Origin of the sequence: Achromobacter sp. Root83, from assembly GCF_001428845.1 — a bacterium.
Classification (GTDB): domain Bacteria; phylum Pseudomonadota; class Gammaproteobacteria; order Burkholderiales; family Burkholderiaceae_B; genus Achromobacter.
Genome location: NZ_LMIU01000001.1, coordinates 138,433 through 157,687 on the forward strand (window position 1 = coordinate 138,433; position 19,255 = coordinate 157,687).

At 67.0% G+C, this 19,255-nt stretch carries 15 protein-coding genes; 10 read left to right on the plus strand and 5 right to left on the minus strand.

What is annotated here, in order from left to right:
• Positions 1-52 precede the first annotated feature (52 nt).
• Positions 53-1,315, minus strand: coding sequence for a 4-aminobutyrate--2-oxoglutarate transaminase (locus ASE30_RS00655; protein WP_057282338.1), 1,263 nt, complete (start codon positions 1,313-1,315; stop codon positions 53-55).
• A 96-nt stretch (positions 1,316-1,411) separates the two neighbouring features.
• Here ASE30_RS00655 and ASE30_RS00660 point away from each other — a divergent pair, with 96 nt between their 5' ends.
• A complete protein-coding gene (locus ASE30_RS00660; RefSeq protein ID WP_369819281.1) occupies positions 1,412-2,932 on the plus strand; it encodes a PLP-dependent aminotransferase family protein in 1,521 nt (506 codons plus the stop codon).
• On the opposite strand, the gene ASE30_RS00665 is transcribed toward ASE30_RS00660, so the two are convergent.
• Positions 2,918-3,928, minus strand: coding sequence for a DUF72 domain-containing protein (locus ASE30_RS00665; RefSeq protein ID WP_082601404.1), 1,011 nt, complete (start codon positions 3,926-3,928; stop codon positions 2,918-2,920). The two genes, ASE30_RS00660 and ASE30_RS00665, sit on opposite strands and share 15 nt — an antisense overlap.
• 61 nt (positions 3,929-3,989) lie before the next feature.
• Here ASE30_RS00665 and ASE30_RS00670 point away from each other — a divergent pair, with 61 nt between their 5' ends.
• The 8 genes from ASE30_RS00670 (at position 3,990) to ASE30_RS00705 (ending at position 14,948) form a co-directional block, all read left to right on the plus strand.
• Positions 3,990-6,095, plus strand: coding sequence for an ATP-dependent helicase (locus ASE30_RS00670; RefSeq protein WP_057282340.1), 2,106 nt, complete (start codon positions 3,990-3,992; stop codon positions 6,093-6,095).
• An 83-nt stretch (positions 6,096-6,178) separates the two neighbouring features.
• Complete coding sequence (locus tag ASE30_RS00675; protein ID WP_057283202.1) at positions 6,179-7,189, plus strand: magnesium and cobalt transport protein CorA; 1,011 nt, start codon at positions 6,179-6,181, stop codon at positions 7,187-7,189.
• A gap of 91 nt (positions 7,190-7,280) precedes the next feature.
• Positions 7,281-7,946 (plus strand): thermonuclease family protein, encoded by a 666-nt coding sequence (locus tag ASE30_RS00680; protein WP_057282341.1) that lies wholly within the window; start codon positions 7,281-7,283, stop codon positions 7,944-7,946.
• Between the two features lie 81 nt (positions 7,947-8,027).
• Positions 8,028-10,265 carry an ABC transporter substrate-binding protein gene (locus ASE30_RS00685; RefSeq protein ID WP_057282342.1) on the plus strand — a complete coding sequence of 746 codons (2,238 nt, stop codon included), beginning with the start codon at positions 8,028-8,030 and terminating at the stop codon, positions 10,263-10,265.
• Positions 10,262-11,239, plus strand: coding sequence for an ABC transporter permease (locus ASE30_RS00690; protein WP_057282343.1), 978 nt, complete (start codon positions 10,262-10,264; stop codon positions 11,237-11,239). Before ASE30_RS00685 ends, ASE30_RS00690 begins: the two co-directional genes overlap by 4 nt.
• A gap of 5 nt (positions 11,240-11,244) precedes the next feature.
• Complete coding sequence (locus ASE30_RS00695; protein ID WP_057282344.1) at positions 11,245-12,756, plus strand: ABC transporter permease; 1,512 nt, start codon at positions 11,245-11,247, stop codon at positions 12,754-12,756.
• On the plus strand, positions 12,753-14,447 hold the full coding sequence (locus ASE30_RS00700; protein ID WP_057282345.1) for an ABC transporter ATP-binding protein: 1,695 nt from the start codon (positions 12,753-12,755) through the stop codon (positions 14,445-14,447). The genes ASE30_RS00695 and ASE30_RS00700 overlap by 4 nt, the downstream gene beginning before the upstream one ends.
• A 42-nt stretch (positions 14,448-14,489) precedes the next feature.
• The gene (locus tag ASE30_RS00705) at positions 14,490-14,948 is read left to right on the plus strand and encodes a DUF1178 family protein (RefSeq protein WP_057282346.1); all 459 of its coding nucleotides are present in this window, start codon (positions 14,490-14,492) and stop codon (positions 14,946-14,948) included.
• 72 nt (positions 14,949-15,020) lie between these two features.
• Here the strand turns inward: ASE30_RS00705 and efp are convergent, their stop codons facing one another.
• The 3 genes from efp to ASE30_RS00720 all read right to left on the minus strand — a co-directional run bounded on the left by efp (position 15,021) and on the right by ASE30_RS00720 (position 18,071).
• On the minus strand, positions 15,021-15,581 hold the full coding sequence (gene efp / locus ASE30_RS00710; RefSeq protein WP_057282347.1) for an elongation factor P: 561 nt from the start codon (positions 15,579-15,581) through the stop codon (positions 15,021-15,023).
• Between the two features lie 167 nt (positions 15,582-15,748).
• Positions 15,749-16,861 (minus strand): elongation factor P maturation arginine rhamnosyltransferase EarP, encoded by a 1,113-nt coding sequence (gene earP / locus ASE30_RS00715; protein WP_057282348.1) that lies wholly within the window; start codon positions 16,859-16,861, stop codon positions 15,749-15,751.
• Positions 16,862-16,868: 7 nt separating this feature from the next.
• On the minus strand, positions 16,869-18,071 hold the full coding sequence (locus ASE30_RS00720; protein WP_057282349.1) for a DUF2863 family protein: 1,203 nt from the start codon (positions 18,069-18,071) through the stop codon (positions 16,869-16,871).
• 247 nt (positions 18,072-18,318) lie between these two features.
• Between ASE30_RS00720 and ASE30_RS00725 the strand changes: the two genes are divergently transcribed.
• Entirely contained in the window at positions 18,319-19,098 is a 780-nt protein-coding gene (locus ASE30_RS00725; protein WP_082601405.1) for a class III extradiol ring-cleavage dioxygenase, read from the plus strand.
• Positions 19,099-19,255: the final 157 nt, after the last annotated feature.

Below are 19,255 nucleotides of genomic sequence, written 5' to 3' on the forward strand. Positions count from 1 at the left end.
CCGCGATCCTTGCGCCTGTCGGCCGGATAACCGGTTATTCAGGGCCTGCGTCTCAGGCTGCGAGCGTCTCGGACAGGATGTCCAGCGCGCGCGCGAACTGGGCGTCGGGAATGGTCAAGGGATACAGGAAGCGCAGGACGTTTCCGTATACGCCGCAGCTTAGCAAAATCAGGCCGCTTTCGAGCGCGCGCGCCTGCACGCGCTTGACCGCTTCGGCGTCCGGCTTGCCGGCCGGGTCGTTCAGTTCCAGTGCGACCATCGAGCCCAGGCCGCGCACGTCGGCGATGCCCGGGACCTTGGCGCGCAGGCCTTCCAGGTGCGCGCGCAGCTTGTCGCCGAGTTCGGCGGCGCGTTCGCACAGCTTTTCTTCGGCAATGACGTCCAGCACCGCATGCGCTGCGGCGACCGCCAGCGGGTTGCCGGCGTAGGTGCCGCCCAGGCCGCCCGCGGCGGGGCCGTCCATGACGTCGGCACGGCCGACCACGCCCGAGATCGGCATGCCGCCGCCCAGGCTCTTGGCCATCGTGATCAGGTCGGCCTGAACCGAGTGGTGCTCCATCGCGAACAGCTTGCCGGTGCGGCCAAAACCCGTCTGGACTTCGTCGGCGATCAGCAGGATGCCGTGTTCGTCGCAGACCTTGCGCAGCGCCGTCATCAGTTCGGGCGGCGTGATGTTGAAGCCGCCTTCGCCTTGCACGGGCTCGATGATGATGGCCGCGACGCGCTTGGGATCGATGTCGACCTTGAACAGCATGTCCAGCGCCTTCAGCGAATCCGCCACACTGATGGCCTGCGTGGCGTTGGGGAAGGGCACGTGATAGATGTCACCGGGCATGGGGCCGAACGACAGCTTGTAGGGGGCGACCTTGCCGGTCAGCGCCATGCCCAGCATGGTGCGACCATGGAACGAGCCCGAGAAGGCGATGACGCCCGAACGGCCGGTGGCCGAACGCGCGATCTTCACGGCGTTTTCAACGGCTTCGACGCCGGTGGTGAAGAAGGCGGTCTTCTTCAGGCCGTCGATGGGCGCCAGGCGGTTGATGCGCTCGGCCAGCGAGATATAGCCTTCGTACGGCACGATCTGGTAGGCCGTGTGCGTGAAGTTGTCCAACTGCGCGGTGATCGCGGCCTTGATCTTCGGGTGCAGGTGGCCCGTGTTCAGCACGGCGATGCCGCCGGCGAAATCGATGTATTCCTTGCCATTGGCGTCCCACAGCGTGGCGTTTTCGGCGCGCACGGCATAGAAGTCGCACATGACGCCGACGCCACGGGGCGTGGCCAGGGAACGGCGGGTATTCAGATCCTGATTCTTCATCTTGGCCTCGAAGCGCGTGATGGACGGTAAAAACCTTATTTAATGCTACGATGGCCCCACTTGTGGGAACCACTTTGATAAATCAGGTAGAACCAATTGCGTTCCATCGTAGGTGACTTGCTGCTGCTTCGCCTGGCCGACGGGTCCAGTGATCCCATGAACAAGCGGCTGTACCGCGGCGTGCGTGAAGCCATCCTGGATGGTTCCATCGCCGCGGACTCCCGCCTGCCCGCCACGCGCGACCTGGCGGCCGAACTGGGCATCGCCCGCAACACGGTCGTCCACGTCTACAGCCAACTGCTGGCCGAGGGGTATACCCGCAGCCGCCAGGGCAACGGCACCTTCGTCAACGCCTCGGTGCCGGATTCCTACCTGGCCAGTGGCCGCCGCCTGCGCCAGGCGCAGCAGGCCCAGGCCCGCCCGGCGCTGTCGCCGCGCGGGGCGGCGATCGTCGACAGCGTATCGGCGTCGCCCTACCAGTGGGGCGCCTTCATGCCCGGCGTGCCCGACCTGACCGAATTCCCGCACAAGAAATTCGGGCGTATTTTCAGCGCGCTGTGGCGCAACCCGTCGCCCGACCTGCTGACCTACGCCTATGGCGGCGGCCTGCCCGCGCTGCGCGAGGCGCTGGCGCAGCATCTGGCGCTGACCCGTTCGATCGACTGCGATCCGGAACAGATCATCATCACCGAAGGCTCCCACCAGGCCATCGACCTGACCACCCGCATCCTGGGCGAAGCAGGCGAGACCGCCTGGGTCGAAGACCCGGGCTACTGGGGCGCGCGCACCATCCTGCAGGCCAACGGCCTGCGCACGGTGCACCTGCCGGTGGACGAAGAGGGCATGCGCCTGCCGGACACCGTCGGCGTGCCGCCGCGCTTCATCTTCGTGACGCCGTCGCACCAGTACCCGCTGGGGCCGGTCATGTCGCTGACCCGCAGGCGTCAACTGCTGGCGGTGGCGCGCCAGAGCGGCAGCTGGATCATCGAAGACGACTACGACAGCGAGTTCCGTTTTTCCGGCCGGCCCATCGCGTCCCTGCTGGGCCTGGAGCCAGACGCGCCGGTCATCTACATGGGCACCTTCAGCAAGACGCTGTATCCGGGCTTGCGCGTGGGCTATCTGGTGCTGCCCAAGGCCCTGACCGCGGCGTTCCAGGCGGCCCATGCGGAGCTGTACCGCGAAGGCCACCTGATGACGCACGCCGCGCTGGCGACCTTCATCTCCGAAGGCCACTACGCCGCTCACATCCGGCGCATGCGCATGCTGTACGGGCGCCGCCGCGCCATGCTGGTCAACCTGATCGAACGCCGGCTGGGCGCCGATTGGCTGCATCGCGACGCCAGCATGGCGGGCCTGCACCTGGTGCTGACCCTGCCGCAGGGCATGGACGATCTGCGCGTCGTGGACGTGGCGCGCGGCGAGGGCGTGCTGACGCGCGCGCTGTCGCGGTACTACGTCAACGACGAGGGGCGCCGGCCCGGCCTGCTGCTGGGCTATGCCTGCGTGCCCGAACACGACATCGCACGCAAATTCGAAGTGCTGCTGGAAAGCCTGGCCGAAGTGGCGCGTTCGCCTATGCCGCCCATACCGGCCGCGGCCCTAGAACGGCAGTAGCGCCGACGCGAAGGCCGCGGCGTTGCGCATGCCCTGGTCTTCGAAGTTGGTGTTGAACACGGCATGCGACTGCGCGCTTTGCGCCGCCAGCCGGGTGAAGCGTTCGGCCAGTTCGGCCAGTTCCTGCTCGGAATACTCGTACTGGAAGCGGCTGGAAGAGGCCGCGCCCGACACATTCCAGGTGGCGGCGTTGCGTCCATGCAGGCGCAGCAGGGTCAGGTCGGGATGGGTGGATTCCCAGACCGCCGGCACGGTGTTGTCGAAGCCCTGCGGCGCGTCCACCACCGTGTGCGCGACACCCAGGTCGCGCTCGAAGGCCAGCGTATCCGCCGTGGCGGCCGCCGTGTCGAACCAGCTTTTGTGGCGGAATTCCACCGACACCAGGTGTTCGTCCATGCGCCGCGCGCAGTCGGCCACGCGCGCCATGCCGCGCGCGTCGCGCCGCACCCACGGGGGAAATTGGAAGTGCACGGCGCCCAGCTTGCCCGGCAGGCGCAGGGGTTCCAGCGCGAGCTGGTAGCGGCGCCAGAGCTCGTCGCGCAGATCGGGCGGCATGCGGTCGTGGTAGATGACCGGTTCCGTCCATCCGGCGAGCTCCCGGCGGATGTCGGCGGGCAGGGCGGACAGTGGCGTCTGGTGGCCGGTGAACAGCCGGAAGGCCTTGATATTGAAGACAAAATCGTCCGGTGTCCGCGTGGCCCACAAATAGGCGTTTTCCGCCGTGGGCATGGCATAGAAGCTGGAATCGATCTCGGCCATGGGAAAGCGCGACGCATAAAAGCGCAGCCGGGCTTCGGCGCTGCGGGCCTCGGGGGGGTAAAACCGTCCGCAGGCCAGCAGGGTCGGGTCGGTCCAGGAGGCGGTGCCGGTCAGGATGCGAGGCGGGCTGGGGGTCACGATACAGGGGCGGATGCGTGGGGCAGGGCCCGGGAGGGCGCGGCGCCCGGGCGAATCAGACGAAACCGAAAAAATTCTGTATAAATATACAGTGCTCATCCGGAACCGGGCAACGCCAGGGTTCCTCAATCTTGCGGCCGCAGCGCTGCGGCCCCGCTCCATGTCCGACCCAGTCAATTTTCCTTCCCCGCCCGCCCAAGAACGTCCCGATCCCCTGGCCGACCTGAATCCTGCCCAGCGCGAGGCGGCCGAATTCGGCGTGGCCGGCGCGCCGGGGGACGACGGCCCCTTGCTGGTGATCGCGGGGGCGGGTTCGGGCAAGACCAACACCCTGGCCCATCGCGTCGCGCACCTGATCCTGAACGGCGCGGATCCCCAGCGCATGCTGCTCTTGACCTTCTCGCGCCGCGCGGCGATCGAAATGGACCGCCGCGTCGGCTCGGTGCTGCAGCGGGTGATGAACCTGCGCTCCTCGCAGCAGGCGCCGTCCTTGCCCTGGGCCGGCACCTTCCACGCAATCGGCGCGCGCCTGCTGCGCGATTGCGCGCAGCGCATCGGCCTGTCCGAGGCCTTCACCATCCACGACCGCGGCGACGCCGAAGACCTGATGGGCATGGTGCGCCATGAACTCGGCCTGTCGTCCACCAAGTCCCGCTTTCCGCTCAAGGGCACCTGCCTGGCGATCTATTCGCGCGTGGTCAACAGCCAGACTCCGGTGGCCGACGTGCTGAAGACGTCCTTTCCGTGGTGCGCCCAATGGGAAGACGAACTGAAGAACCTGTTCCGCGCCTACGTGGCGGCCAAGCAGGACCAGCAGGTGCTGGACTACGACGATCTGCTGCTGTACTGGGCCGAGATGATGTCGGATGCCGAGATCTCGGCCGACGTGGGCGCGCGCTTCGACCATGTGCTGGTGGATGAATACCAGGACACCAACCGGCTGCAGTCGGCCATTTTGCTGGCGATGAAGCCCGACGGGCGCGGCCTGACGGTGGTGGGCGACGATGCCCAGTCCATCTATTCCTTTCGCGCGGCCACGGTGCGCAACATCCTGGACTTCCCGGCCCAGTTTCCCAAGCCGGCGCGCGTCATCACGCTGGACCGCAACTACCGGTCCTCGCAGCCTATCCTGAACGCGTCCAACGCCGTGATCGGACAGGCCACGGAACGCTACGCCAAGGACCTGTGGACCGACCGTCAGTCCTCCCAGTTGCCCGAGCTGGTCACGGTCAGCGATGAAGCCGGGCAGGCGCGCTGGGTGGCCGACCAGGTCCTGGCTCAGCGCGAGGGCGGCGCCACGCTCAAGTCGCAGGCGGCGCTGTTCCGGACGGCCAGCCACAGCGCGGCCCTGGAGCTGGAGCTCACCCGCCGCAACATCCCCTTCGTGAAATTCGGCGGCCTGCGCTTTCTGGAAGCCGCGCATGTGAAAGACCTGCTGTCGCTGCTGCGCTGGGCCGAGAATCCGCGCGGGCGCATGGCGGGTTTCCGCGTGGCGCAACTGATGCCCGGCATCGGTCCCGCCACGGCGGGCAAGCTGATGGACGCCATGTCGGCGTCGGCCGAGCCCTTGCGCGTGCTGCGCGAATTCAAGCCGGGCGCGGCGGCGCAGGAGGAATGGGGCGCCTTCGCGGACACCTATGCCGCGCTGTGCGATCCCGGGCTGAAATGGCCCGCCGACGTGGACCTGGCCCTGCGCTGGTACTCGGGCCAACTGGAACGCCTGTACGACGATGCGCGCGTGCGCAAGACCGACCTCGACCAGCTTGTGCGCATCGCGGCCGGCTACCCGTCGCGCGAACGCTTCCTGACCGAGCTGACCCTGGATCCCCCCGACGCCACCAGCGACGAATCCGGGGCGCCGCTGCGCGACGAAGACTACATGATCCTGTCGACGATCCATTCGGCCAAGGGCCAGGAATGGAAGGCCGTCTATGTGCTGAACGTGGTCGACGGCTGCATTCCGTCCGACATGAGCACCGGCACCGCCGAAGAGATCGAGGAAGAGCGCCGCCTGCTGTACGTGGCCATGACGCGCGCCAAGGAACGTCTGCAGCTCGTCGTGCCGCAGCGCTTCTATGTGCACCAGCAGACCGGCATGGGCGACCGCCACGTGTACGGATCGCGGACGCGCTACATCACGAACGCCATGCTGCCGCTGTTCGACCACCTGCCCAAGCTGCCCGACCTGCCGGCGGGGCGCGGCGAGCCCAAGGAACCGCAGGCGCCGCGCATCGACGTGGCCAAGCGCGTGCGCAATCTGTTCTAGGGCGTGGGCCTTCAGCGGGCTGGGCTATCATCGGCCGATACGCATAAGCTGTCCGGCAGGGATCGATTTGTCCAAGGATGTATATGTCTACTGAAGAGCAGGCCGCCGCCGCGCCCAAGGGCGAGGTCGTGGCGTCGATCGCCTATGTGAACGGACGGCGGGACCGCGAGGTTTCCATCGATGAAGCGGGTCAGTACGTCAGCCAGCGCCAGGGCCAGAGCATGCTGTGGATCGGCTTGCGCAACCCCAGCCCCGAGACGATCGCGAAGGTCTCGAGCGAACTTGGCGCCTGCGGCAAGAACCAGGAAGAAATGCTGGAAACCCACCGGCGGCCGAAGATCATCGACTACGGCAACATGATCCTGATCGTCGCCATCACGGTCGAAGTCGAGGCCGAGCGCCCCATCTTCGGCGAAACCCAGTTCCTGATCGGCGACGGCTTTCTGGTCACGGTTCGCCGTGGCGCCACTGCCGGCCACAGCCCCTTGCGCGAGCGCCTGGAGGCCTCGCCCGACCTGCTCAAGCGGGGCAGCGACTACGTGGCGTCCGAACTGCTGGACTGGCTGGTGGACCGCTACGTCGCCGCGGCGGTCAAGATCGAATCGGTGGTGGAAGGCGCGGAACAGAAGCTGCTGATCCGCGGCGCCAAGGACTCCGACATCCGCAGGCTGTACCGGCAGCGCCGGGACCTGCTGCGCATCCACACCGTCGTGTCGCCGCTGGCCGAGATCTGCCGCCGCCTGGCGCGCGTCGAGATGTCCGCCGTCGACGAACACGCCCGCCCGTATTTCGGCGAGGTCGCCGACCGCGTGCTGCGCGTGGACGAACTGTTCAATTCCCTGCGCGAATCGCTGGCGTTCGCGTTCGAAGCCAGCCTGATGATCGGCCAGGCCGCGCAGAACGACACCACCCGAAAACTGGCTTCCTGGGCCGCCATCCTGGCGGTGCCCACGGCCATCGCCGGCATCTACGGCATGAACTTCGAATTCATGCCCGAGCTCAAAACCCCCTGGGGCTATCCCATCACGCTGGGCGTCATCGCGTCGGTCTGCTCCGTGCTGTATTGGCGCTTCCGCAAGTCCGGCTGGCTCTGATTCGCCTGGGCCTGGCACCGCTGGCGGGCGCCGGCATGGCCAGCGGGCTTGTGGCAAACTGCCTCTCGTTTTCTCAACTGGAGCCCGGCCGGTGCGTGGCAGACCTTCTTTTCGAGGCGGCAGCAAGCTGACCGCCCTTGTCGTCGCCCTGATCCTCGCGGCGGCGGGAGCCATCGTCAACTGGCTGCAGCCCTCCGGGCGCCAGGAGCAGCGCCCGGGCGAACGGCCGGCCGCGTCCGCGCCCTCGGTCCAGAACCAGCCGGGGGCCGCCGCGGGTGGCATACCCCAGGGCAGCTATGCGCTGACCGGCACGATCGTCAACGTGGCCGACGGCGACACGGTGACCCTGCGCACCGCCGAAGGCCAGCGGCGCATCCGCATGGACAGCATCGACGCGCCGGAAGAAGGGCACGGCACCGAACAGCCCGGCCAGCCCGACGCCGAGGCCTCGCGCAAGCATCTGGCCAGCCTGGTGGCAGGCAAGACGCTCACCGCCCAATGCTACGAGCAGGATCAGTACGGCCGCGACGTCTGCGCGCTGATCCTGGACGACGGCCGTTCCGCCAACCGCGTGCAGGTCGAAGACGGCTATGCCTGGGCCTACACCGCCCGCAAAGGCGATTACCTGCGCGACAAGGCCATGCCGGAGCTCCAGCGCCAGGCCAAGGCGGCCGGACGCGGGCTGTGGACGCGGCGGGATGCCGTGCAGCCCTGGAAATGGCGCTACGACTGCTGGCGGCAGCGCCAATGCGGCTGAGGCCCTAGGGGGATGCCTGGGTACTGGCTGCGGCCCGCGTTTGCTATCCTCTGTCCGCAACAATACGAAGGGAAGGTTTCCATGGGTGTAATGAAGCGGCTCTGGGCGTCGGCCATGCTGCTGTCGCTGGCTTTGACGGGCTGCTCGCAAGAAAGCCCCATCAACAGCCCGTATCCTTCCGGCGCCGAAAGCCAGAACACGCTTTATTCCGCTTTCGTCAAACGCTCCCCGAAGTACCTGGATCCGGCCAGTTCCTATTCCGGCGACGAAACACCCTATACCTACAACATCTACGAGCCGCTCTACGGGTATCACTACCTGAAGCGGCCCTACGAGCTGGTGCCGCGCGCGGCGGCCTCGATCGATCCGCCGGTCTATCTGGATGCGCAGGGCAAGCCCCTGCCGGCGGACGCGCCCGGCGAACAGATCGCCCAGAGCGTCTACGACATCAAGATCCGGCCCGGCATGCGTTTCGCGCCGCACCCCGCCTTTGCCCGCAAGGCCGACGGCAGCGACGCCTACTATCCGCTGGCGCCCGGCGAACTCGACGACAAGTTCTACATTCCCGATTTCCCGCTCACGGGCACGCGCGAGCTCACGGCCGACGATTACGTCTACGCCTTCCGGCGCCTGGCCAGCCCGCGCGTGGTGTCGCCCATCTATTCCTTGATGGCCGAGCATGTGCAAGGCATGAAGGACTACGGCGACCGCCTGCGCAAGCGCGACCAGGCGCTGCGGCGCGACATGCCCGGCGGCGCGGGCGCGCCGCCCTGGCTGGACTTGCGCGACGCCGACGGCTTCACGGGCGTCGAGGCCCTGGACCCGCACACGCTGCGCATCCGCGTCGACGGCAAGTACCCGCAGTTCAAGTACTGGCTGGCCATGACCTTCACCGCGCCCATCCCCTGGGAGGCGGACCGCTTCTACAGCCAGCCCGGCATGGCCGCGCACGACCTGTCCTTGAATACCTGGCCCGTGGGCACCGGCCCGTACATGCTGGTCGAGTCCCTGCAGAACCGCCGCCATGTATTGGGCCGCAACCCCAACTTCCATGGCGAGCCCTATCCCTGCGAAGGCGAACCGGGCGACGCGGCGGCGGGCATGCTGGCCGATTGCGGCAAGCCCACGCCCTTCATCGACCGCGCGGAATTCAGCGTCGAAAAGGAAGCGATCCCGCTGACGGGCAAGTTCCTGCAGGGCTATTACGACGTGCCCCAGATCGAGCGCGGCGAATATGGCGTGGCCATGCTGGTGGCGGCTGGCGACAGCCAGGACAAGGCGCGCAGGTACCACGAGCAGGGCATCAAGCTGCCTACCACGGTCGAAACCGCCAACTGGTACATGGGATTCAACTGGCTGGACCCGGTGGTGGGCAAGGGCGACACGCCCGAGCAAGAGGCACGCAACCGCAAGCTGCGCCAGGCCATCAGCATCGCTTTCGACTGGGAAGAGTATGTCGCGGTGTTCGAGAACAGCCAGGCGTCCGTGGCGTACGGCCCGGTGCCGCCGGGCGTGCTGGGCTACCGGGATCCGCCCGAAGGGGTGAATCCGGTCGTCTATGACCTGGTCGATGGCAAGCCCGTGCGCAAGCCCATCGACGAGGCCAAGCGGCTGCTGGCCGAGGCCGGTTATCCGGACGGCCGCAACGCCACGACGGGCGCGCCGCTGGTGCTGTACTACGATTCCATGTCCGGCGGCGGGTCCAACCCGCAGTTCGACTGGATGCGCCGCCAGCTTGCCAAGATCGGCGTGCAGCTCGATGTGCGGGCGACCGACTACAACCGGTTCCAGGACAAGATGCTGCGCGGTTCCGCGCAGATCTTCCTGTGGGGCTGGAATGCCGACTATCCGGACGCCGAGAACTTCCTGTTCCTGCTCTATGGCCCGAACGCCAAGGCCAAGGGCGGCGGCGAAAACGCCGCCAATTATTCCAGCCCCGAATTCGACCGGCTGTTCGAACAGATGAAGTTCCTGGACGACGGGCCGGAAAAGGCGGAGCTGATCGCCAGGATGATCGCCGTCGTGCAGCGCGACGCGCCGTGGATGTTCGGCTACTTCCCCATGTCGGGCGGCGCCTATCAGCAATGGGTGGGCAACGCCAAACCCACGCAGATGGTGCGCAATACGCTGCAGTACATGAAGATCGACCCCGAACTGAGGCAGCGCAAGATCGACGAATGGAACTCGCCCAGGTGGTGGCCCATCGCGGTCTTCGTGCTGTTGCTGGCGCTGGCGATCTGGCCTTCGTATGTGGCGCTCAAGCGGCGCGAACGCCAGACGGCCTTTGGCCCGACCGAGCGCAAGGAGCATCAATCATGATCGGCTACGTGATCCGCCGGCTGCTGTATGGCGTGCTGATTCTGATCGGCGTGAATCTGTTCACCTTCATCCTGTTCTTCGCGGTGAACACGCCCGACGACATGGCGCGGCTGGCCATCGGCGGGCAGCGAGTCAGCCAGGACGCGGTGGAAAAATGGAAGGTCGAGCGCGGCTATGACAAGCCGCTGTTCTTCAATGCCGAAGCCCAGGGCACGGCGCGGCTGACCGACACCGTGTTCTACCGGCGCTCCGTGCCGCTGCTGGTCATGGACTTCGGCGCGTCCGACGGGGGCCGCGACATCGGCCGCGAGATCAAGACGCGCATGGGCCCCAGCCTGGCCCTGGCGGTGCCCACGTTCTTCCTGGGGCTTTTCGCCAGCATCGTCTTTTCGCTGACCCTCGTGTATTTCCGCGCCACCCGGCTGGACTTCTGGGGCGTCGTGCTGTGCGTGATGCTGCTGTCCATTTCCAGCCTGTTCTACATCATTGCCGGCCAGTGGGTTTTTGCCAAACTGCTGCGGCTGGTGCCGTTCTCGGGCTATTCGGGCGGTCTGGACATGGTCAAGTTCCTGGCGCTGCCGGTGCTGGTGGCCATCGTGTCGCGGCTGGGGCCCGAGGCGCGCTTCTACCGCACGCTGTTCCTTGAAGAAATCGGCAAGGACTACGTGCGCACCGCGCGTTCCAAGGGACTGGCCGAGCGTGTGGTGCTGTTCCGCCACGTGTTGCGCAACGCCATGCTGCCCATCCTGACCAGCACGGTCGCCGCGCTGCCGCTGCTGTTCATGGGCAGCCTGATCGCGGAATCGTTCTTCGGCATCCCCGGCCTGGGCAGCTACACCATCGACGCCATCAACGCGCAGGACTTCTCCATCGTGCGCGCCATGGTGTTTCTGGGCGCGGCGCTCTACATCGTGGGGCTGATCCTGGCCGACATTTCCTACACGCTGGCCGACCCCCGCGTCCGATTCGAGTAGCCGCCATGCCCAAGTTTGTTTTTCTCTGGACCGATATCGCGCTGTGGCTGATGGTGCTGGGCGCCCTGGCCTACGTGTGGCACGTGCGGCGCAGCCCCAATCTGCGGTCCACCTGGGCACGCGTGGCCCGCGACACGCCCGCCATGTGTTCGGCGGTCATCCTGATCGCCTTTTCGGCGGTGGGCCTGCTGGATTCGGTGCACTACCGTCCGCTGCTGCCGCCCGCGCCCGGCGTCGCCGCGAACGCCCCGCCGGTCTACGCGCCCGTCGTCAAATCCGCCCTGGACGGGCTGCTGGCCGGCACCGTCCTGACCCGGCCAGAGAAGAACTACTCCGCGCCGCTGGCGGCGCACCTGTACACCAAGGAAACCATGCTTGTCGACGACAAGCCGGTGCGCGATTTTCCGCGGCTGCGCGGCGCCGCCACGCATCTTGACGACCCCGCCGAGGAACGCCTGGCCGATATCGGCAAGCGCCTGGGGCTGGGCCTGGCGGTGGGATTGCTTGTGTCGCTGGCAGGCGCGGCCTTGCTCTTCGCCTGCCTGGCGCGTGCCGCGGGCTCGGCGTCGCATGCCGCCGAGGAGCTGCTGGCCGGCCGTGCCGACGTGCCCTGGCGCGCCATGGCGATCACCTTCGCCCTGCTGTGCCTGAGCGTCGGCGCGCTGGCCGGCCTGTCCAGCGGCTATCACGCGCTGGGCACGGACCGCATCGGCAACGATGTGCTGTGGCAGGCCCTGAAAAGCATACGCACGGCGCTGGTCATCGGCAGCCTGACCACGCTGGCGATGCTGCCGCCCGCCATCGTCTTCGGCATCGCCGCCGGCTACTTCAAGGGCAAGGTCGACGACGCCATCCAGTACCTCTACACCACCATCACGTCGATTCCAGGCGTGCTGCTGGTGGCGGCCTGCGCGCTGATGATGCAGGTGTACATCGACAACCACGCCGATCTGTTCGATACCGCCGCCGCCCGCGCCGACCTGCGCCTGTTCCTGCTGTGCATGATCCTGGGCCTGACGGGCTGGGCGGGGCTGTGCCGCCTGCTGCGCGCCGAAACCCTCAAGCTGCGCGAACTGGAGTACGTGCAGGCCGCCCGCGCATTCGGCGTGTCGCACTGGCGCATCATGACCCGCCACCTGCTGCCCAACGTCGCGCACCTGGTGCTGATCACCGTGGTGCTGGAGTTCTCGGGCCTGGTGCTGTACGAAGCCGTGCTGTCCTACCTGGGTATCGGCGTGGATCCCAGCATGAACTCGTTTGGCTCCATGATCGACGGGGCCCGGCTGGAAATGTCCCGCGATCCCATGATTTGGTGGAACCTGATGACCGCCTTCATTTTCATGCTGGCGCTGGTGCTGGCGGCCAATCTGTTCGCGGACGCGGTGCGCGACGCCTTCGATCCGCGCACCCGCCGCTTCAAGCCCAGCCGTCTAGCGCGCCTGGGCTTCTTCGGCCGCCGGCCGGGCGCGGTGCTTGCCGCCGACGCGCGCGCGTCCCGAACCGGAGAAGCGCCATGAGCCACGATGCGCCTCTGCTTGTGGTGAAGGGCCTGGACGTCGACGTCGCGGGCGAAAGCGGCATGACGCATGCGGTCAAACGCCTGGAGCTCGCCATCTCGAAACGCGAGACCTTCGCGCTGGTCGGCGAATCCGGCTGCGGCAAGAGCATGACCGCGCTGGCGCTGCTGCGCCTGCTGCCGGATGCCGGCCGCATCGTGGGCGGTCAGATCGACCTGGACGGCGAAGACCTCAACCGGCTGCCCGAAAGCGCCATGCGCGGGGTGCGGGGCGGGCGCATCGGCATCATCTTCCAGGAACCGTCCACCAGCCTGAACCCCGTCATGCGCGTGGGCGACCAGATCACCGAAACCCTGACCGCGCACACGCCCCTGCGCGGCGCGGCAGCGCGCGCCAGGGCCATCGACTGGCTGCGGCGGGTCGGCATCCCGGAACCCGAACGCCGCATCGACGACTATCCGTTCCAGTTCTCGGGCGGGCAGAAGCAACGCGTGATGATCGCGATCGCGCTGGCGGCCGAACCCGTGCTGCTGATCGCCGACGAACCGACCACCGCGCTGGACGTCACGGTGCAGGCGCAGGTGCTGGACCTGCTGGCAGGCATCCAGCAGGAAATGGGCATGGCGGTGCTGCTCATCACGCATGACCTGGCGGTGGTGAAGAACGTGGCGCACCACGTCGCGCTGATGCGCGGCGGCGAAATCGTCGAGAGCGCTAGCGCCGAGGAGTTCTTCCGCGCGCCCAAGCACCCCTACGCGCGGCAGCTCTTCGAAGCGATCCCGACCTTCGACAAGCGCGGCGTGCCGCTGACGGAACAGGGACGCGACGCGGCCGCGCAAACCCGCGGCCAGCGCGCCGTGGGCGGGTCCGGTCAGACGGCGGGCGTGGTGCTGGACGTGCAGGACCTGAAGGTTCACTACCCGGTGCGCAAGGGCCCGTTGCGCCGCATCGTGTCCTGGGTCAAGGCCGTGGACGGCGTGACCTTCACGCTGCGCGCGGGCGAGACCCTGGCCCTGCTGGGCGAATCCGGCTGCGGCAAGACCACCACCGGCAAGGCGCTGCTGCGGCTGATCGAGGGCGCGCGGGTGTCGGGCCGCGCCATGCTGCAAGGACAGGATCTGTTGTCCGCCGACCGCGGGCAGCTACAGCGCCTGCGTCAGGACATTCAAATCGTTTTCCAGGATCCCTACGCATCGCTGGATCCGCGCATGCGCGTCGGAGAGATCCTGGACGAAGGGCTGGCGTCCCTGCGGCGCGGCATGAGCAAAGAGGCGCGGGGCAAGCATGCGGCGCAATTGATCGAGCGGGTCGGGCTGCCGGCCAACACCCTGACACGCTATCCGCACGAATTCTCGGGCGGCCAGCGCCAGCGCATCGCCATCGCGCGCGCGCTGGCCGTGGAGCCCAAGGTGCTGATCTGCGACGAACCCACGTCCGCGCTGGATGTCTCGGTGCAGGCCCAGATACTGGACCTGCTGCGCGAGCTTCAGAGCGAGCTCGGTATCGCCTACCTTTTCATCACGCACAACTTCGGCGTGGTCGAATATCTGGCCGATCGCATTGCCGTGATGGATGGCGGGCGCATCATCGAGCTGGGGCAGGCTGAATCGGTGCTGCTGGCACCCCGCCAGGAAGTGACGCGCAGGCTGCTGGCGGCGGTTCCGCGCCTGCATTTCGGGCCGCAGGCTTAGGCCGAATCTTGTATTCTGGGCGTAGAACCCCATATAGATGCCATGGCCCTCAAAGTTTTTGACCTTCAGTGCGACCACAGCCATATTTTCGAAGGCTGGTTCGGTTCGCACGACGACTATGACGCGCAACAGGCGCGTGGTCTTGTCACGTGCCCGGTTTGCGGTTCCGCCAGCATCACCAAGCGCTTGTCCGCGCCCCGGCTGAACGTCGCCCATCTGCATGCGCCCGCGGCACAGCCCGCCGTGCCGGCCGGCGCCTCCGACGCCGAAAAGATGGCGGCGCTGCAAGCGGTCGTCATGCGCCAGGTGCGCGCCTTGGTGCGCAGCACCGAAAACGTGGGCCCGCGCTTCGCGCAAGAGGCGCGCCGCATCCACGACGGCGACGCCGACGACCGGCCCATTCGCGGCACGGCCACCCCCGAAGAGCGCGAATCGCTGGCCGAGGACGGCATCGAGGTCATGGCCGTGCCCGACTTCCTGGACGACGAACGCCTGCAGTAAGCGGCCGCGCGGTGTACTGCAAAAAAAAAGCCAGACCCGTGTAGGTCTGGCTTTCTCGTGCCTGCCGCCGGATCAGTTGTTGACGCGGCTGCGGTATTCGTTCGTGCGGGTGTCGATTTCGATCTTGTCGCCGATGGCGCAGAACAGCGGCACGTTCAGTTCGTAGCCGGTGTTGATCTTGGCCGGCTTGGTCACCTTGCCCGACGTATCGCCACGGACGGCGGGTTCGGTGTAGGTGATTTCGCGCACGAGCGTCGTGGGCAGTTCCACCGAGATGGCGCGGCCGTCGTAGAAGACCACTTCCACGGGCATCGCTTCTTCCAGGTAGTTCAGGGCGTCGCCCATGCTGTCAGCTTCGATTTCGTACTGGTTGTACTCTTCGTCCATGAAGACGTACATCGGGTCGCCGAAGTAGGAATAGGTGCATTCCCTGCGATCCAGTTGGACCACTTCGAACTTTTCGTCGGCCTTGTAGACCGATTCGCTGGCCGAGGCGGTCAGCAGGTTCTTGAACTTCAGCTTCACAACGGCGGCGTTACGGCCAGACTTGTTGTATTCGGCTTTCTGGACCACGAGGGGATCCTTGCCGACCATGACCACGTTGCCGACTCGCAATTCCTGAGCGGTTTTCATCGATAAAACTCCGGGGGTGATGGGTGCACTCGCCGTGCTTGCAGAAGTCGCCGTTGCAGAGGCGGGTCTGGGTAGACCCAAGTCTGGGTAGACGGTTTCGTGCACACCCCGGGAGGCGTCATAGTTGAGGCCCGACAAATTCAGGGCAACTCAGAAAACTCTCTATTCTAACGTTTCTTGGCCAACTCTGCGCAAAACGCGACCAGATTATCAGCCAGACCTGGCAGCGCCGACTGGCTGGCGTCCCATTGCCGGGCGGCGGCGGCCCAGGCCTGCCCGGCGGCAGGCTCCAGCACGGCCTTGACCGCGGCCACGGTCTGCCCCGCTTGCGGCTGATTCCAGGCCCGGATCAGCGCCTGCGCCGACTCGGGGGCCGGATAGCGGGCGAGCCAGGCGTCCAGTTTTTCCAGATGGACGTTCTGGTCCTGAGGGTAGATCTGCCAGACCAGCGGGCGGGCGGCCCAGGCGGCCCGGACAAAGGAATCCTCGCCGCGCACGAAGTTGATGTCGGCGCACCAGAGCAGGCGGTCGAAATCGGGCTGGGCAACGAAGGGCAGGCGGACCAGCCGGGGCGCGCCGGGCGATTGGCAGGCCGCTTCCAGGCCGGGCGCCACGCCCTGGGGCGCGAGCAGCACGGTGGCGCGCGGATCCGCCGCCAGGGCCTCGACGAGCTCCCCGGCGGGGGCGGAGGCGTAGCAAAATAGGGACACCGTGCGCGCGCCTTGGCGCCGGAGTGCCAGCGCCTCGTCCGGCACGCCGACCGACCGCAGGAAACTGTCTTGCGTGGCGGTCGATCCCTGCAGCGCATCGCGCTCGGCGGACAGGCCAGGTTCGCGCAGCAGTCCCCCCGTGGCGGGGGTGAAGCCGGGAAAGAAGAAGTGCTTCACCAGGCCGTCGGGCCGTTGCGAAGGCAGGCCGTGGCAACTTTCCACCCAGGATTCGGCGCTCAGGTATTCCAGGTTGATCCAGACCGGATGGGTGCGGCGCATGCTGTCCACGAACGCTTCGGGCGGATCGCAGGCGAACGCCTCGATCACCACGTCGCGCGCGGCCAGCACCGGGGCGGGCGTGTCGGACCAGTGGACGATATCCACGCCAGCCAGCCCCTGGCGCGGGGAGCGCGCGTCGATGCCGGGCTGGATATGCGCAAAACTGGCCAGATCATCGACCCACAGCCGCACATCCCAGCCGTGGCTGTTCGCAAGCTGGCGCGCCAGGCGCCAGCAGACGCCGATATCGCCGTAATTGTCGACGACCCGGCAGAAGATGTCCGCTTGCATCGCCGCCCTAGTGGAACTGCGCGGGGGCCGCTTCGGCGTCTTCGGGCAGCTCGGCGTGCACCAGCTCGCCCAGCGGGTTCGGGAAGTAGGGCGCGCCGCAGTCCTCGCAATACTCGGGCGGGAGCACGCCCGGAATACGGCGCACCTCGGTAACGCCGTATTCCTTCAACAGCGCCGCGATCTCGTCGACCACGTCGGGCTGGCCTTCGTCGGACACCAGGTCTTCCTCGCGTCCGTACAAGGGCCACACGCAGCCGTAGTAGACGTCGTTGCTGCTGCGCGCAGTAAAGCTGATGCGGTATTCGTCGATGCGGCCTTCGCCGCAGCCGGCCACCACGGCTCGCAATTGCGAGGCTTCAAGGCTGACGGCGCCTTCCAGCCAGCTTATCGCGGCGCGCAGGGACAGGGGACGCACCTGGCGGTCCGCCTCGCGGTTGCTGACATAGTAGGCATCGGGCAGCAGCGATTCAAACCCGCAGCCGGGCAGCAGCGTGGCCAGCGTAGGCTGGGCCTGCTCGGCCCATTGCTTCAGGCAGGCATCGCGGCTGGCCTCGGCGTCGCCCAGGTGTTCCTGCCAGCGGAAGATCGGCTCGTTTTCGGGGACCGCCACGGCTCCCACGATATAGCGCGTGTCGGCCAGCATGTTCGCCGTCTCGACTTCGGTATTCAGCACCGGCTTGGTGGTTTCGGCGCCCAGCGCCTGCGAACCCAGGCGTTGCAGCCAGTGCCAGGTCTCGGAGAAGGTGCGGGGCATCTGATCGACGCTGACCACCAGAGGCATCAGCGCGCTGCGGGCCTTGCTGGACAGGACATGCCCGTGCAGTTGGGCCTGCAAGGCCTGCTGGGCGCTGGCGGAAACAGGGCCGGTCGGGATGGCGTAACGGGTCCAGGCGACGATGGGGGCGACGATCAGCAACACGTCGTACCGGACACCGTTCTTTTCGATCTTCATCGATTCGGACAGCGTTTCGGCCTGTTCGATCAAGACTTCGTAGGCGCCCACGTCGCTTTGCGCAAGGTGGTCCAGCGCCGCCTCCAGGGGGGCATCCTGTCCCGCCTTGAGCAGCTTGGGAATCGCTTCGCCAAGCTGGTTCTCCCAGAACACGTCTTCGACGCGGCTGCCCGAACGGTTCAGCGCCTGGGCAAGCGCAACCAGGCGGGTGGCGTCACGGGTCATGCGGGGAGTGGATTGGCTGCGGGATCGGGCCATAACTTCGGGGGACGTCCAGTAAGTGTGTAACGACGTAGTTTAACGCCCGCCACCCTCGACCGGGGGCCGGCGCGCTGGGTCTGGCTGGAGCCGGCTCCGGCCATTCCTTGCGGCCGGGGAATCCAGGCGCGGGATCGGATCGAATTGATGCTGTTTTAGCAACAGATTATGTTGGTGTGGAGGGTTTATTGCCGCGTTGAAACAGCCGAAAATGACGCCATCGACATGATTTTATGGAGGCATCGCCATGCGTTGGCCTACGCTTTTTGTTTCCCACGGTTCCCCCATGCTGGCCGTTGAACCGGGCCTCACCGGTCCGGTGCTTGCCGATTGGAGCGCCGCGCAGGGCCGCAAGCCCCGGGGCATCCTGGTGGTGTCGCCCCACTGGATGGGCGAAGGGCTGGCGCTGTCCACGCGCGACCACCAGGTGGCCTGGCACGACTTCGGCGGATTTCCGCCCGAGCTCTACACCTTGCAGTACGCGGCGCCGGGCTCGCCGGAACTGGCGGCGCGCACGCAGGCCCTGCTGGCCGAATCGGGCATCGCCGCGGACCGTGATCCGCGCCGTCCCCTGGACCACGGCGCCTGGGTGCCCTTGCGCTATCTGTACCCGGACGTGGACGTGCCCGTCGTGCAGCTATCGCTGGACATGGGGCGCGATGCGGCAGGCCAGATGGCGCTGGGCCGTGCGCTGGCGCCCTTGCGCGACGAAGACATCCTGATCATCGGATCGGGTTCGCTCACGCACAATCTGCGCCACGTCCGCATGCCGCAGGACGCGCCCGCGGCGGCTTATGTGCCCGCATTTCAGGAGTGGTACGCCCGCAATCTGGCGGACCACAACGTGCCGGCCCTGCTGGATTGGCAGGCCGAGGCGCCCGCCGCCCTGCAGGCGCATCCGCACGATGACCACCTGATGCCCCTGTACGTGGCGCTGGGCGCGGGCGGTCCGGCGGCCAGGGCGCGGCGGCTGAATGACGAGATCTCGTACAGCGCACTGGCGATGGACGCGTATCAGTTCGACTGAGGGCGCGCGGCGGCGTCCGGCTCGGCGGCGCCGCCGCCCCTAAAAAAAACGCCCCGGGACCGAAGCGCCGGGGCGTTTTTTTGATGTGTGCGCCCAGCATGGGCGCACTCCGGTATGAGCCCGCATGCCGGGGGAAATGACAGCGGGCAGCCCTCTC